Origin of the sequence: Streptomyces sp. NPDC001137 (genome assembly GCF_040298885.1) — a bacterium.
Taxonomy (GTDB): domain Bacteria; phylum Actinomycetota; class Actinomycetes; order Streptomycetales; family Streptomycetaceae; genus Streptomyces.
The window spans coordinates 350,994-364,116 of the sequence record NZ_JBEPBA010000006.1; the positions used below are offsets into that span (position 1 = coordinate 350,994).

Sequence of the window (13,123 nt, forward strand, 5' to 3'; positions counted from 1 at the left end):
GTCCGCCATGCCCCGTTCAGAAGCCCGCGTCACCACCGACCGCCCGCACCGCTACGCCAAGCAGCTCGCCTCCCACCTCGGCCGCCGCAGCCAGACCAGTTGGGACGAGGAGACGGGGGAGGGGAAGCTCGTCTTCCAGAACGGGACGGGCTCCCTCACCGCGACCGAGGGCGCCCTGCTGCTCTCGGTGGAGACCGACGCCGAGCACCTCGACCTGCTCGAGGACGTCGTCGGCCGCCACCTGGTCCGCTTCGGCACCAAGGACGAACTGGTCGTCGAATGGCACCGCGACACCGGCGCCCCCGGCACCACCCAGCGCAAGCCGGAGGACCCGACCTGACCCCCATGACCAGGGCCTGTGTCAGGCCTCGCCCACGGTGAAGACCATGCTGCGCACCGGCGCGAGCTCCTGCAGGCGCTCCGAGTCCTCGGCGCAGGCGTGGCCCTCCGCGGAGGCGAACGCGGCGCGTAGTTCCTCCATCGTGTCCCACTCCAACTCGGCGACCAGATACGGTGGTTCGCCTCCCCGCACGGCGGTGGGCTCGCGACCCAGGGCGTAGCGGCGCAGGCCGGGCAGCTTGCGGGCGAGCGGGAGGTGGACCTCGCGGTAGTGCCGGTCGAATGCCGCGGGGTCGGGCGGAGCCCCGTAGAGGACGAGGAAGCGCGCTGTCATCGCCCGGTCCTCCGGTAGCGCGTAAGGACCGTGGGGCCCGTCTGCTGCGCCGACTCGCACTCGAGGTGGACGGGTGGGGTGTCCGCGGGAAAGAGGCGGTCGCCGGTGCCGACGATCGTGGGGAAGGTGATCAGGCGGTACTCGTCGATCAGGTCCTCGGCCATCAGTGCGCGGACGACGCTCAGGCTGCCGGTGACGACCACATCGCGCTCCTCGCGCTTGACCGCGTCGACCAGGTCGCCCGTGAGGATCTGCGAGTTCGCCCAGGCGGAGACGTCGGTGAGGGTGCGGGTGGCGACGAGTTTCCGTGCGGCGTTCATGCGTGCGGCGAACGGGTCGTCGCGCCCCGGCCACAGCTGCGAGAACAGCTCCCAGGTGGTGCGGCCCAGCAGCAGGACCCCCTCGTCCAGGACGGCCCCCAGCCGGAACTTGTCCCCGGCCACCGCCTCGGGGCCGTGCCGGAACATCCAGCCGCCGCCGGGGGTGCCCGCGCGGCCGTCCGGGTCGGAGGCGATGCCGTCCAGTGTGGTGAACGCGATGACGATGACGCTCATGGCGAGGTCCTCTCGGATGTCTCGATCGGTGGTCACCGGTATGTACCGGCGCCACCGACCGGACTCATCGCCCGCGCTCGAAGTCGTCCGGGGAAATCTCCCCGGGCAGGTCGAACGCCTCGAAGACGCGCGGGTCCGCGAACACCACGTTCCTCGCGACCCGGCCGCCGGCGACCGTGAACACCTGGAGCGTGTGCATCCGGTGCCCGCCGTCCTGGGCGGGCGCGTAGGCGGCGAGAGCCGGCTGTCCGCCCGCGGTGAGCGGCCGAGTGAGCCACCCCGTCCCGCGCATCTCGAAGACCCGCTCCATGAACAGGCCGTAGTCCCTGCGACCCCGGTACCACAGCGGCACCGGCGGCATCTCCAGGACGGCCGCGTCGGTCAGCAGCCGCACCAGCGCGGGGACGTCGGCCGCCTCGAAGGCGCGCGCGTACTGCTGCACCACCTCCCGCGCCCCGGCGTCGTCCGGCTCCTGGACCTCGCCCGGATCGCGCGCCCCGGCGACCGCGGCCCGGGCCCGCTGCAGCGAGCTGTTGACGGCGGCGACCGTCGTCCCGAGCTGCTCCGCGACCTCCGCGGCACTGAACTCCAGCACCTCCCGCAGCACCAGCACCGCCCGCTGCCGGGCCGGCAGCAGCTGCATCGCCGCCACCAGCGCCAGCCGCAGATCGGCCCGCCTCTCCACGTCGTAGCGGGCGTCGGGGAACGGCTGCAGCCACGGGATGTCGAAGGCCGGCGTGAGGGGCGCCCCAGGGTCCTCGCTCGGCGCACCGAGCCCGGACGGCAACGGCCGCCGCGCCTTGCCCTCCAGCGCGGTCAGACAGACATTGGTCGCGATCCGGTACAGCCAGGTCCGCACCGCCGCGCGCGAGGCGTCGTACCGCTCCCGGGCCTTCCAGGCTCGCAGCATGGTCTCCTGCACCAGATCCTCGGCCTCGTGGAACGAGCCCACCATCCGATAGCAGTACGCCACCAACTCGCCCCGGTACGGCTCAAGGTCCATGGGGGTCATCATGCTTCAGCCCGGCGGGAAGGAGGCGTCCTTTTCCGGCGGGGGCCGGGACTCACCGGGCGCCGCCCGGGCCGGAGACCCCGGTCGGCCGACCGGCGCGTTCACCGGCGCAGCCGGGGCGCGAGGACCGTGCGGACGGCCTTGGCGACCTTGCTCGCGGGGGAGCCGTCGTCCTCTTCGGGCTCCGGTTCCAGTGTGTGCCGGATCTGCTCCAGCAGTTGGTTGGCCGACCTCCACAGCGGGACGAACAGGCCGGCGACCGGTCCGACGCCCCGGATCGGGCCGCCGGAGAGCTCGGTCACCTTCTTGGCCGCCGTGACCGTTGCCGGGTCGCGCAGGATCAGGTGCACCTCGTCGTCGACCAGCCGGATCTCCATCTTGCGCGCGGCGGCCTCCTCCGGGTTGGCGTCCGTGGTCGTCTCCGGGTCCAGTTCGTCGATCTTGGTGGCTACGGCGTCCGGGTCGACGCCGAGTTCGCGCAGCACCCTGGCCGCCATGCTGTTCTCCGCCCGCAGCAGCGCCTCCAGCAGATGATGGCTGCCGACCGGTGCGCCACCGGCCAGTGCGCCGGCGGTGGAGAGGGTGTCCTCGGTGGCGGGTGTGCCGGCCGGCCATGGGCCTCCCGCAGCGTCCGGCGCTCCCTCCGCGGCGGCCAGCACGGCGGTACGGATCTTGCTGACCGGACTGATCCGCTCGGCAAGGACCTGCGCGCCCAGGCCCTCACCTTCCCTGACCAGGGCGAGCAGGATGTGTTCCGTACCGATGTCGTTGTGGTGCAGTTGCTGCGCCTCGCGCAGGGCGAGTTCCAGCACCTTCTTCGAGCGCGCCGCGAACGGGATGTGGCCGCTGAGCTCCTTCGTGCCGGGCTCGACGGCCGCGGTGATGTCGGCCTGCGCGGTCCCCTTGTCGTACCCGAGCTGGTGCAGGACCTGGGCCGCCGTGCCGTCCGGCACTTCGAGCAGCCCCAGCAGGAGGTGCTCCGTGCCGATGTGGCTGTGCTTGAGCAGCCGCGCCTGCTCCTGGGCCGCGACGACCACCCTGCGTGCTTTCCCTGTGAACCTCTCGAAAGTCATGTCTCCATGGTCTCAACCCTGTCAATACACTGGTATTGATAGGGTCACCGTGTCGAAGGGAGGGTGTGATGGAGACACCGTCGGACTGGGAGGACCGGCTCGCGCGCTGGCAGAACGAGCTGGAGCTGTTCGAGCAGTTGGAGGAGCAACCCTGGGTCACGCTGGCCAGGGCGGAAGCCGAGACCGGTGTTTCCCGCTCCGCGCTGCGGTCCTGGTACCGGGGTGGCGAGATCCAGTCCCGGCTGGTGGACGGCCCGAACGGGCCGCAGCGCCTGGTCCGGCTGGACGCGGTGATCGAGCGCGCCGCCGCGTCCCCGCGCATTCAGCGCCGGGCGGAGCGGGAGGTCAGCCTGGAGGCCCAGGTCACCCTGCTACGGCACCGGGTCGATCAGCTCGAGCTGAGGCTGGCCGCGCTGGAGCGGAAGTGACGGCCTGCTGAGCCGTCGGCGACCGTATGGCCGCGACGGCTTCGGCCACCGCCCGGCCGCGCCTGACCGACCCCCGCCCTGGCTTCCCCGCGCGATAGCGGCGAAGCTGGTGGTGCTCCTGACGAGCCGAAGGAGAGCGGTCATGAGTGCACTTCCCACCGAACGGTCCCTGCGCACCACCCCCGAAGGCCTCCTGTGGGAGCCCAGCGAGCGCTGGGTGCGTGGCCGCAAGGGTGACGTCACCGTCGTCGACAGCCGGCACCCCGTCCTCGTCTGGGAGCCCTCGCTGCCCGTACCGCAGTACGCCTTCCCGCGCGCGGACGTGCGCGAGGACCTGCTGCGGCCCGCGAAGAACCCGCGGACGGGTGCCCACACGGGATCCAGGATCTTCTACGACCTCGAAGCCGACGGCGAGCTGCTGGAGAACGCCGCCTGGACCTTCCCGGCCGCCGACCTCGCCGAGTACATCGCCTTCGAGTGGTTCCGGCGCAGCGGCAGGGGCCTCGACCACTGGTACGAGGAGGAGGAAGAGATCTTCATCCACCCCCGTGACCCGCACAAGCGGGTGGATGCCATCCCGAGCAGCCGGCATGTCCAGGTCTCGGTCGGCGGCACGTTCGTCGCCGACACCCACCGGCCGGTGCTGCTCTTCGAGACCGGTCTGCCGACCCGCTACTACCTTCCGCCCGAGGACGTCCGCCTCGACCTCCTCGAACCCACCGAGCACCACACCGGCTGCCCCTACAAGGGCACGGCGCAGTACTGGTCGCTGCGCGGCGAGGCCGACGTGCCTCCCAACGTCGTCTGGAGCTACCCGGACCCGCTGCCCGCCGTGGGCACGATCAAGGGACTCCTCGCGTTCTACAACGAGGTGGCCGACATCATCGTGGACGGGGAGCGCGTGGAGCGCCCCGTCACACCCTTCAGCACGATGCTCAGACAGAGCAGCCGACGTGGGCGAGGGCCTGCCTGAGCAGCACCCCGTGCCCGCCGGGCATCTCGCTCTGCACCGCCTCCGACACGGCCTCCTGCGGGCTGAACCACACCAGGTCCAGAGCGTCCTGCCGGGGCCGGCAGTCGCCGGTGACCGGGACGACGTAGGCCAGGGACACCGCGTGCTGGCGCGGGTCGTGGTACGGCGTGATGCCCTGCGTCGGGAAGTACTCCGCGACCGTGAACGGCTGAAGGGAGGCCGGGATCCGGGGCAGCGCCACCGGACCGAGGTCCTTCTCCAGGTGGCGCAGCAGGGCGTCACGGACCCGCTCGTGGTGCAGGACGCGACCGGAGACCAGGGTCCGGCTGACCGTCCCGTCCGGGCCGATGCGCAGCAGCAGGCCGACGCTGGTGACTTCGCCGCTGTCGTCGACGCGCACGGGCACGGCCTCGACGTACAGGATCGGCATACGGGCGCGTGCCAGCTCGAGGTCGTCGGAGCTGAGCCAGCCCGGCGTGGTTTCGGTCATGTCAGACATTGCTTGATCATACTTTCAGGAGGGGCCGGAAAGGCCGTAGACCCGGCGCGCATTGTGTGCTCCCGCCCACTCGGCGAACCGCAGCGCGTCGGGCGGACTCAGTTCGTCGGCGGCCACCCGGTCCTGCAGCAGACCGGCCAGACCGCGGCGGAAGGCGAGCGCGCCCAGGCAGTAGAACTCGGCCACACCGTACGCGTCGGAGCTGTACAGCAGCTTGCCGAACGGTGTGATCTCCAACGCCTCCTCCAGGACCGCCCGGGCGCGCGCCGGGCCGACGTAGTGGAGGGTGAGGCCCACGTCCAGGTACACGTGCTCGAACACGGCGGCCAGATAGGCGGCCTGGCGCTGGTACGGCCAGCAGTGCAGGAGCAGCACCGGGATGGTGCCGGTGGTCAGATGAAGCCAGTCGGTGAGGTGGGTGGGGTCGACGCGGTGCAGGCGGATGTCGTTGTCGCCGAAGCCGGTGTGGAGCTGGAGGGGGAGACCGAGGTCGACCGCGGTCCACAGCAGGTGCCGAACGAGAACGGGATCGTCCAGCCGGCCCCCGCGCGCCGACCAGCGCCGGGCCGCCTCGGTGACCTCCGCGGCGGAGGGGCGGGCCGGGTCCAGGTCGAAGCCGGTGCGGTACGCGGCCACGGACTTCACCGCCACCACGCCCGGCCGCTGCACGGCCTCCAGCGCGGCTGCCTGGAAGGCGTCGCCGTAGTCGTCGGGCTCGACGCCCCGCGCCGCCACCGCCTCGGCGACGCCCTCCAGCCGTACGACCTCGTACGCCGTTGCGCCCGCGGTCTCGGCCAGCTCGGCGGGCGTGGTGAGGCGCTCCGGGGCGTATCCCGTGTCCACGCAGAACGTGCTTGTCCGAGCGGCGGTGAGGAAACGGCGGTGTACCTCCTGCCGGCCCAACTCGGCGCGCCGGGCGAGGTATTCATCGGGTGGCGCGTGGCGCGGCAGGTCCAGCAGCGGGGCGCAGTGGCGGCGGATCGCGAGCCCGACCGGGCTGTCGAAGGGGGAGATGCCGGGCCAGGCCGCGCCCTCGGTGATCAGGTCCTCGAAGCCGTCCCGGGTCAGGTCGGCGGTGACGACTCCGTGGCAGTGGTGGTCCACCAGCTCCAGTGCGTCGAGTGCCTCTTGGACCGGGCCGGTCATGGTCAGTACTTCCAGCGGTACGCCGCCGCCAGTCGCTCGTCGTCCAGTCCGTGCGCCGCAGCGATCTCCCCTTGTCGTACGGCGATCACGGCGTCCGCGAGGACCGGGCCGAGCGCGGCCCGCAGCACTTCGTCCTTGCGGAACTCCTCGACGGCTTCGGTGAGTGAGGTCGGCAGGCGGCGGACGCCCCGGGCCGCCGCGTCCGCGGGGTCGAGTCGGGCCGGATCGCCGGTGATCTCCTCGGGCAGGGGCGTCGACGAGGTCAGGCCGTCCAGCCCGGCCGCGATGAGGCAGGCGAGGGCGAGATACGGGTTGGCGGCCAGGTCGACCGGTTTGACCTCCAGGTTCGCGGCCTGGTCGCGCAGCCCCGCCGTGCCGGTGACGACCCGCACGGCGGCCTCGCGGGTCTCGCGGCCCCAGGCGGTGAACACCCCGGCCCATTGGGAGGGTTTGAGGCGCAGATAGCTCGCCGGGCTGGGCGCGGTCACCGCCGTCAGGGCCGGGAGGCGGGCGAGCAGCCCGGCCGCGAAGGACTCGGCGTCGGCGGTCATGCCGTAGCGGCCCTCGCCCCCGGAGTGCAGGTTGACGCCGTCGCGCCAGGCGGAGAGGTGGATGTGGCCGCCGTTGCCGACACCCTGCGCGAAGACCGCCGGGGCGAAGGACACCACCAGTCCGTGGCGCCGGGCCACGGCGCGGACGGTCTGCCGCACCAGCACGCTCCGGTCGGCCGCCGCCACCGGGTCGAGGGCTCCCACGGAGATCTCGAACTGCCCGGCCGCGTACTCGGGATGGATCTGCTCGACGTCCACGCCCTGCGCGGCGAACGCGGCCAGCAGGTCGGCGGTGTAGTCGCTGAGTTCGACCTGGCGGGTGGCGCTGTAGGCGGGACCGGAGAGCGCGGGTACGAAGTCGCCGCCCTCCGCCGGACCCTGCCCGACGGCCCACTCGACCTCGATGCCGGCCTTGAAGGTGAGGCCGTGCCGGTCGGCGGCCTCGGAGACGACGCGGCGCAGGACCGTGCGGCTGCATCCCGGGTGCGGCTCGCCCTCCTGCGTGATCCGGTCCACCGGCGCCCACGCCCAGCCGGGCTGACCGGCCAGGACGACGAGTTGGTCGAGGTCGGGGTAGAGGCGCAGGTCGCCGTCCGGGGAGCCCAGGACGTCGGTGGAGACGATGGAGTCGTTCGCCAGGAACGTGTCGAACACCGGCGACATGCCCACGCCCCAGGCCGCCGCCGAGGCCAGCTTGGCCGTGGGGACGGTCTTCACCCGGCCGACCCCGGCGGTGTCGACGTAGGCCAGGACGATGCCGTGCACGCCCCGCCCGGACAGTTCGCCGCCGAGCGAGGTGGCCCGTTCGACGTCACCCGGGCGGCCGCCGGGTACGGGGTCGGCAAGGGTCGTCATACGTCCTCCACGCTCGGTACGTCCGACAGGGCTGCTCCGTCAGGGTTTCACGGCCACCCCACCGAACTGCGGTACCACGGCGGGTGATCCGGGCTCGGCACGCCACTGCGAGCACGACACCAGGCCCGGCTCGAGCAGGTCCAACCCCTCGAAGAAGGCGGCGATGTCCTCGCCGCTGCGGGCGGTGATCGGCGGGGTGGCGTTCTCGTTCCAGAACTTCATCGCCGGGATCTGGCCCGCGCCGCCGAGGTCGTCGTCGAAGGTGGGGTGGGTGAGGACCAGGAAGCTGCCGGAGGGCACCGCGGCGACGACCTTCCGTACGATCTCGTGCGCCTTCTCCGTGTCCAGTACGAAGTTGAGGATGCCCAGCATCATCACCGCGACCGGCCGGCTGAAGTCGAGGGTGCGGGAGGCGCGTTCGAGGATGGCGTCGGGGTCGTGGACGTCGGCGTCCACGTAGTCGGTGACGCCCTCGTGGGTGCCCGTCAGCAGGGTGCGGGCGTGGGCGAGCACGATGGGGTCGTTGTCGACGTAGACGATCCGGGCGTCGGGGGCGATCCGCTGGGCGATCTGGTGGGTGTTGTCCGCGGTCGGCAGCCCGGTGCCGATGTCCAGGAACTGCCGCACCCCGCGCTCCTCGGCCAGGAACCGCACCGCACGGCCCAGGAACCAGCGGTCCGCGCGGGCGATCTCCCGGATGATCGGGAACATCCCGGCGACGTGCTCGCCGACCTGCTGGTCGACCTCGTAGTTGTCCTTGCCGCCGATCCAGTAGTTCCACACGCGCGCGTTGTGCGCCACACCGGTGTTCAGCCTCGCCGACCCGCCCGGGGTGTGGCTCTCACTCACAACTCTGCTCCTTCTCAACACCTGTGGCCGTCGCCGCCATTGTGCCGCCCAGTGATCACGCTGTCCCGGGAATCGGCCGATCAGGTGTGCGGAACGGGCCGGTTGACCGGCCGTCAGCCGGTGCGGCCGGGACCGGCGGCGGGCGTCTTGCCGCTCTGGACCTCCTTGAGCCGCTGGGCGCCCGTGCGCACCGCCAGCTCCAGCGAGGGGTGCGCGCCCCCGGCCAGGCCGCCCGCGGTGACGGTGATCGCGTCGTTGCCCACGCGCACGGCGGCCACGTCGAGGGTGAGGGTGGCGGGTTCGCCGTTCGCGGTGCCCTGCACCGTCACGTGCAGGCCCTGCCGGGCATCGCCCTGCTTGGGCACCGAGGCGGTGGTCACCTGGACCGTCCGTTTGCCGCCCTTGGCGTCGGTCGCGGTGAACTGGTCGCACTTGACCGGCAGGGTCTTCAGCCAGGCCAGCGAGGCGCTGAGCCGGACGGGGTTGTAGGCGGCGACCTGGTAGAGGAGGCGCGAGTCGCCCTGCTCGAAGCCGGTCAGCGCGGACGCGCCGCTCGGCTCGCCCAGCAGGTCGTCGTCGTAGAGCGCGTCGAGGAGCCGCTGACAGTCGGCGGCGTTCGCCTTCGAGGTCAGGAACTGGGCGACGTCGACCTTCCCGATGAGCAGGGTGTCACCCCAGGCGGCGGCGCCCTTGACCTGGTTCCAGTCGCCTTCCAGGTCCTCCTCGGTGATGAGCGCGGCCTGTGCTCCGGCCTGGGTCAGGCGGGGCGGGGCCGACGTACGGGTGGGGACCGGGGCCGAGGTGCGGGCCGCGAGCGGGGTGGCGGTGGCGTCGGAGGCCTGGGAGGCGTCGCCGTCGCCCGAGCAGGACGCGATGGCCAGCAGCGTGGTCACCGCCACGGCCGAGGCGAGCGCACGGACGACAGCGGACGGGTGAGGGATCATCGCGGATGCCTCCGGAGCAGCTGGGGGACCTCCCTTCAGCGCACCACCGGCCCTACCGCCCCACCAGGCACGACGGCCCGTTCGGGTGAGCGGGCCGTCAGGGCGTTTCCGGCTCCGCGTGCACGCGTACCCTGCGTCCGCCGCACTCGGGACAGACCGCGTCCGCGAGCGGCGACCGCATGGCCCGGCCCGCCTCGTCGACGTACTCCTGGGTGGTCAGGCCCGAGGGATCCAGCGGGTCGGTGAAGAACATGAGCTGGAAGTCGGCCTTCCAGGTGTGACCGCAGTGGGTGCAGTCGAAGCCGTAGGTCTCCGGCACCGAGGGGGGATCCGCCGTCATGGACCCGGTCCGTTGCCCGGTGCGCAGAAGTACATGCCTTCAGCGCACAACGCCCCACCTCGCACGGCAACTCGAACGCCCCGCCCGGCATGCCCGCACGCCCGCCCGCGGCGACACTGACCCCATGCCGACGCATACCGAGGAGTGACCATGCTGCCCGGATTCCTCGCCAGGGCGGTCGCGTTGCTGCTCGGCCCACAGGGCCGCTCCCTGCACCTGAAAGCGGCGGGCGGGGCGACGGCCGTACTGGGCGTGGTGATGCTCATCGGCTCGTGGGCCGTGGTCGCCGCCGAACACGACACGCCGCGCGCCAATCTGCGGACGTACCCACAGGCCCTGTGGTGGTCGATCGAGACGGCCACCACCGTCGGGTACGGCGACTTCTACCCGGTGACCCTCGGCGGCCGCGTCATCGGCACCGTCGTGATGGTCGTCGGGATCACCACGTACGGCATGGTCACCGCGGCCCTCGCCACCTGGTTCGTCGGACGGGAGCAGAAACGCCGCCACCGTCTCGCCCTGCATGCCCACGAGTTGGGCGAGGAGACCGCCCGTGCCCTGCATGAACGCTTCGACCGGCTGGAGCGGATGGTGGCCGGGAGCGGCGAGCGGAACTGAGGGCGGGAGCGCTCCTTGCTACCCGTGAGTACCCTGCCGTGTGACTTCTGTGACACCTGAGGTACGGTCCCTCCGGGTTCGCGGGTACCCGCACGCCGCGGACTGTTTCGGGCGGTGTCGAAGGGGGCGGCGGAAGCATGGAGTTCCACTTGGTCGACGAGGACAGCGTGGAGCGGGCCGGCACACCGCTGGAGGACCTGGCTCCGGAACCCCTGCTGACCCGGGACTACGAGACCCGTCCCGCGCTCGTCTACGAGCGGCTGCGGGAGCGCCACGGCCCGGTCGCGCCGGTCGATCTGCTGGGTGTGCCCGCGTGGCTCGTGCTCGGCTACCGCGAGTCGCTGCACGTGCTCCAGGACGACGCCGGCTGGCCCAAGGGCCTGGAGAACTGGCGGGCCTGGACGGAGGGCCGGGTGCCGGCCGACTGGCCGCTCGGCCCCTCCCTCGAGGTCAACCACGTGCTGATCCAGGGCGGCCCCGGCTACCGCACACTGCGCGGTGCCTGGGACACGGCCCTGCGCCCCTTCCAGGATCCGCGGGGTCCGCAGGCCAAGCGGCTCAAGGCGGCCGTCACCGGATACGCCGACGAGTTGATCTCCCTGCTCGCCCAGGGCGGCGGCACGGGCATGGCCGACCTGTCGGCGCAGTTCTCCCGCCCGCTGCCGCTGATGGCGGCGAGCCATCTGCTCGGCTTCCCGGGCTCGCAGGGGGACGACGCCCTGATGGACATGTGGCGGGTGCTGGACGCCGGCCCGGACGCCGAATCCGCCCTCGCCCGCCTGCTGGTCACGCTCTCCGAACTCGCCGCCGCCAAGATCGAGAAGCCGGGCGACGACTTCCCCTCCCATCTGCTGGCCGCCCACCCGGACCTGTCCGTCGACGCGCTGGCCCGCGAGCTGTTCATGCTGCTCGGCATGACCTCCGACCACGTCGGCATCCTCATCTCCAACACGGTCGTCGAGGTGATCGCGGGAGAGAACGAGGGCGGGGTCCGCACCACCCTGTCCGCGGGGATGGTGCGCGAGACCATGAACCGTGTGGTCATGCGCAAGCCGCCGCTGGTCAACTTCGTGCCGAGGTTCGCGGCCGCGGACACCCGGCTCGGCAACTACACCATCCGCGCCGGCGACCCCGTGTGGGTCTCCTCCGCAGCCGCCCACGCCGACCCCCTGTTCGCCGGCCGGATGGCGCCCGGCGCCGGCATCAGCAGCCGCGCCCACCTGTCGTGGGGCGCGGGCCCCCGCCAGTGCCCGGCCCGCGAGCTGGCGTCGACGATCGCGGCAGCGGGCGTCAGCCGCGTCTTCGAACGGTTCGGGCACCTGGAACTCGCCCTGCCCGTCGACCAACTGCCCTGGCGTTCCTCGCCGTTCATGCGCGGGCTGCGCTCGCTGCCGGTGCGCTACGAACTGTCCGGACCGCCGCTGCCTGTCGCGCCGGCGCCCGTGGCGGACGTACCGGACGCGCCCGCCGCACCGGACCAGGCTGCCAAGCGGCGCTCGTCGCTGTGGCGGTACCTGACGGGTCTGATCCGGTCCGGAAGCTGAGCGTCCGCGCAGCTCGCGTAGGGTGACGGGACCGCCGTAAGCCGTCCGGCGCCCCGTCGCGCCCCACCGGAAGCAGGTCATGTCCTCCGCCGCCTCGCCCTTCCTCGCCGCGTCCGGTCTGCCCGCCGGCTCCGCCGACATACGCCTGGTCGTCACCGACATGGACGGCACGCTGCTGGACGACGCCAAGCGGATTCCGCCCGGCCTGTGGGAGACGCTGGCCGAACTGCGCCGGCGCGGCGTGCTGTTCAGCCCGGCGAGCGGGCGCCAATTCGCCACGCTGGCACGGGAGTTCGCCGAGGTCGCCGAGGGCATGGTGTTCATCGCGGAGAACGGCGCATACGTGGTGCGCGACGGTGTGGAGCTCAGCTCGGACCCGCTGGGGCCCGGTGTGGCGGCCGGTGTCGTGCAGGCGGTACGGCGCCTGGTCGCCGAGGGTGTCGACGTGGGCGCGGTCGTCTGCGGCAAGCGCTCCGCCTACGTCGAGCGCAGCGACGAGCCGTTCCTGGCGGAGGTGCGCAAGTACTACGTCGAACACCGCATCGTCGAGGACGCCACCGCGCTCGACGACGACGTCATCAAGGTCGCCCTGTTCGACTTCGGCTCCGCCGCGCACACCACCGCGCCCGCGCTTCAGTCCTTCACCCCGACCCACCAAGTGGTCGTCTCCGGCGAGCACTGGGTCGACGTCATGAACCGCACCGCCAACAAGGGCTCCGCCCTGCGCCGCCTCCAGCACGAACTGGGCATCACGCCCGCCCAGACCATGGTCTTCGGCGACTACCTCAACGACCTGGAGATGCTCGACGCCGCCGATTGGTCCTTCGCCATGGCGGGCGCCCACCCGGACGTCATCGCCCGGGCCCGCCACCTGGCCCCGTCCAACAACGACAACGGGGTGCTGCGCACGGTCGCGCACGTGCTGAACCTCTAGACGCTCGGCTGCGCGTACCCGTTCTGCCACGCTGAGGCCGTGATGTCCTCGGGGTGGCGGTGACGTACTTGAGCAGACGGACCGCGACCGAGGGGGAGCCCAGCGAGTCGCCGGCCGCGGCGGCGCGCAA

Annotated in this window: 16 protein-coding genes; 6 read left to right on the plus strand and 10 right to left on the minus strand. The window is 72.1% G+C overall.

Annotation, left to right across the window (positions count from 1 at the left end; translation table 11 throughout):
• Positions 1 to 7: 7 nt before the first annotated feature.
• Positions 8 to 340, plus strand: a complete 333-nt coding sequence (locus ABT254_RS15020; RefSeq protein ID WP_351468866.1) for a DUF2218 domain-containing protein — start codon at positions 8 to 10, stop codon at positions 338 to 340.
• A 21-nt stretch (positions 341 to 361) separates the two neighbouring features.
• On the opposite strand, the gene ABT254_RS15025 is transcribed toward ABT254_RS15020, so the two are convergent.
• From ABT254_RS15025 to ABT254_RS15040, 4 genes are all read right to left on the minus strand, one after another.
• The gene (locus ABT254_RS15025; RefSeq protein WP_351468868.1) at positions 362 to 673 is read right to left on the minus strand and encodes an EthD family reductase; all 312 of its coding nucleotides are present in this window, start codon (positions 671 to 673) and stop codon (positions 362 to 364) included.
• Positions 670 to 1,227 (minus strand): dihydrofolate reductase family protein, encoded by a 558-nt coding sequence (locus ABT254_RS15030; RefSeq protein WP_351468871.1) that lies wholly within the window; start codon positions 1,225 to 1,227, stop codon positions 670 to 672. The genes ABT254_RS15025 and ABT254_RS15030 overlap by 4 nt, the downstream gene beginning before the upstream one ends.
• 64 nt (positions 1,228 to 1,291) lie before the next feature.
• Positions 1,292 to 2,230: an RNA polymerase subunit sigma-70 gene (locus tag ABT254_RS15035; RefSeq protein ID WP_351468874.1), complete on the minus strand. Its 939-nt coding sequence runs from the start codon at positions 2,228 to 2,230 to the stop codon at positions 1,292 to 1,294.
• Between the two features lie 110 nt (positions 2,231 to 2,340).
• Entirely contained in the window at positions 2,341 to 3,312 is a 972-nt protein-coding gene (locus ABT254_RS15040; protein ID WP_351468877.1) for a Clp protease N-terminal domain-containing protein, read from the minus strand.
• A gap of 68 nt (positions 3,313 to 3,380) precedes the next feature.
• Here ABT254_RS15040 and ABT254_RS15045 point away from each other — a divergent pair, with 68 nt between their 5' ends.
• On the plus strand, positions 3,381 to 3,740 hold the full coding sequence (locus ABT254_RS15045) for an excisionase (protein ID WP_351468880.1): 360 nt from the start codon (positions 3,381 to 3,383) through the stop codon (positions 3,738 to 3,740).
• A 142-nt stretch (positions 3,741 to 3,882) separates the two neighbouring features.
• Positions 3,883 to 4,713, plus strand: coding sequence for a DUF427 domain-containing protein (locus ABT254_RS15050; RefSeq protein WP_351468883.1), 831 nt, complete (start codon positions 3,883 to 3,885; stop codon positions 4,711 to 4,713).
• Here the strand turns inward: ABT254_RS15050 and ABT254_RS15055 are convergent.
• The 6 genes from ABT254_RS15055 to ABT254_RS15080 form a co-directional block, all read right to left on the minus strand.
• Positions 4,676 to 5,212 (minus strand): NUDIX hydrolase family protein, encoded by a 537-nt coding sequence (locus ABT254_RS15055; RefSeq protein WP_351468886.1) that lies wholly within the window; start codon positions 5,210 to 5,212, stop codon positions 4,676 to 4,678. The two genes, ABT254_RS15050 and ABT254_RS15055, sit on opposite strands and share 38 nt — an antisense overlap.
• Positions 5,213 to 5,227: 15 nt before the next feature.
• Positions 5,228 to 6,358: an amidohydrolase family protein gene (locus ABT254_RS15060; RefSeq protein WP_351468889.1), complete on the minus strand. Its 1,131-nt coding sequence runs from the start codon at positions 6,356 to 6,358 to the stop codon at positions 5,228 to 5,230.
• A gap of 2 nt (positions 6,359 to 6,360) precedes the next feature.
• Positions 6,361 to 7,764 (minus strand): glutamine synthetase family protein, encoded by a 1,404-nt coding sequence (locus tag ABT254_RS15065; RefSeq protein WP_351468892.1) that lies wholly within the window; start codon positions 7,762 to 7,764, stop codon positions 6,361 to 6,363.
• Between the two features lie 39 nt (positions 7,765 to 7,803).
• The gene (locus tag ABT254_RS15070; protein WP_351468895.1) at positions 7,804 to 8,613 is read right to left on the minus strand and encodes an SAM-dependent methyltransferase; all 810 of its coding nucleotides are present in this window, start codon (positions 8,611 to 8,613) and stop codon (positions 7,804 to 7,806) included.
• Between the two features lie 113 nt (positions 8,614 to 8,726).
• Positions 8,727 to 9,557, minus strand: coding sequence for a hypothetical protein (locus ABT254_RS15075; RefSeq protein WP_351468898.1), 831 nt, complete (start codon positions 9,555 to 9,557; stop codon positions 8,727 to 8,729).
• Positions 9,558 to 9,654: 97 nt separating this feature from the next.
• The gene (locus tag ABT254_RS15080; protein WP_351468900.1) at positions 9,655 to 9,897 is read right to left on the minus strand and encodes a hypothetical protein; all 243 of its coding nucleotides are present in this window, start codon (positions 9,895 to 9,897) and stop codon (positions 9,655 to 9,657) included.
• Between the two features lie 150 nt (positions 9,898 to 10,047).
• Between ABT254_RS15080 and ABT254_RS15085 the strand changes: the two genes are divergently transcribed.
• The 3 genes from ABT254_RS15085 (at position 10,048) to ABT254_RS15095 (ending at position 12,993) form a co-directional block, all read left to right on the plus strand.
• Positions 10,048 to 10,515 carry a potassium channel family protein gene (locus ABT254_RS15085; protein ID WP_351468903.1) on the plus strand — a complete coding sequence of 156 codons (468 nt, stop codon included), beginning with the start codon at positions 10,048 to 10,050 and terminating at the stop codon, positions 10,513 to 10,515.
• Positions 10,516 to 10,652: 137 nt separating this feature from the next.
• Positions 10,653 to 12,059, plus strand: a complete 1,407-nt coding sequence (locus ABT254_RS15090) for a cytochrome P450 (RefSeq protein ID WP_351468905.1) — start codon at positions 10,653 to 10,655, stop codon at positions 12,057 to 12,059.
• Between the two features lie 79 nt (positions 12,060 to 12,138).
• The gene (locus ABT254_RS15095) at positions 12,139 to 12,993 is read left to right on the plus strand and encodes a Cof-type HAD-IIB family hydrolase (protein ID WP_351468908.1); all 855 of its coding nucleotides are present in this window, start codon (positions 12,139 to 12,141) and stop codon (positions 12,991 to 12,993) included.
• Positions 12,994 to 13,123: the final 130 nt, after the last annotated feature.

Coding starts and splice junctions, on each gene's coding strand:
- ABT254_RS15020 (WP_351468866.1), top strand. CDS start 8: ATGCCCCGTTCAGAAGCCCGCGTCACCACCGACCGCCCGCACCGCTAC.
- ABT254_RS15025 (WP_351468868.1), bottom strand. CDS start 673: ATGACAGCGCGCTTCCTCGTCCTCTACGGGGCTCCGCCCGACCCCGCG.
- ABT254_RS15030 (WP_351468871.1), bottom strand. CDS start 1,227: ATGAGCGTCATCGTCATCGCGTTCACCACACTGGACGGCATCGCCTCC.
- ABT254_RS15035 (WP_351468874.1), bottom strand. CDS start 2,230: ATGGACCTTGAGCCGTACCGGGGCGAGTTGGTGGCGTACTGCTATCGG.
- ABT254_RS15040 (WP_351468877.1), bottom strand. CDS start 3,312: ATGACTTTCGAGAGGTTCACAGGGAAAGCACGCAGGGTGGTCGTCGCG.
- ABT254_RS15045 (WP_351468880.1), top strand. CDS start 3,381: ATGGAGACACCGTCGGACTGGGAGGACCGGCTCGCGCGCTGGCAGAAC.
- ABT254_RS15050 (WP_351468883.1), top strand. CDS start 3,883: ATGAGTGCACTTCCCACCGAACGGTCCCTGCGCACCACCCCCGAAGGC.
- ABT254_RS15055 (WP_351468886.1), bottom strand. CDS start 5,212: ATGTCTGACATGACCGAAACCACGCCGGGCTGGCTCAGCTCCGACGAC.
- ABT254_RS15060 (WP_351468889.1), bottom strand. CDS start 6,358: ATGACCGGCCCGGTCCAAGAGGCACTCGACGCACTGGAGCTGGTGGAC.
- ABT254_RS15065 (WP_351468892.1), bottom strand. CDS start 7,764: ATGACGACCCTTGCCGACCCCGTACCCGGCGGCCGCCCGGGTGACGTC.
- ABT254_RS15075 (WP_351468898.1), bottom strand. CDS start 9,557: ATGATCCCTCACCCGTCCGCTGTCGTCCGTGCGCTCGCCTCGGCCGTG.
- ABT254_RS15080 (WP_351468900.1), bottom strand. CDS start 9,897: ATGACGGCGGATCCCCCCTCGGTGCCGGAGACCTACGGCTTCGACTGC.
- ABT254_RS15085 (WP_351468903.1), top strand. CDS start 10,048: ATGCTGCCCGGATTCCTCGCCAGGGCGGTCGCGTTGCTGCTCGGCCCA.
- ABT254_RS15090 (WP_351468905.1), top strand. CDS start 10,653: ATGGAGTTCCACTTGGTCGACGAGGACAGCGTGGAGCGGGCCGGCACA.
- ABT254_RS15095 (WP_351468908.1), top strand. CDS start 12,139: ATGTCCTCCGCCGCCTCGCCCTTCCTCGCCGCGTCCGGTCTGCCCGCC.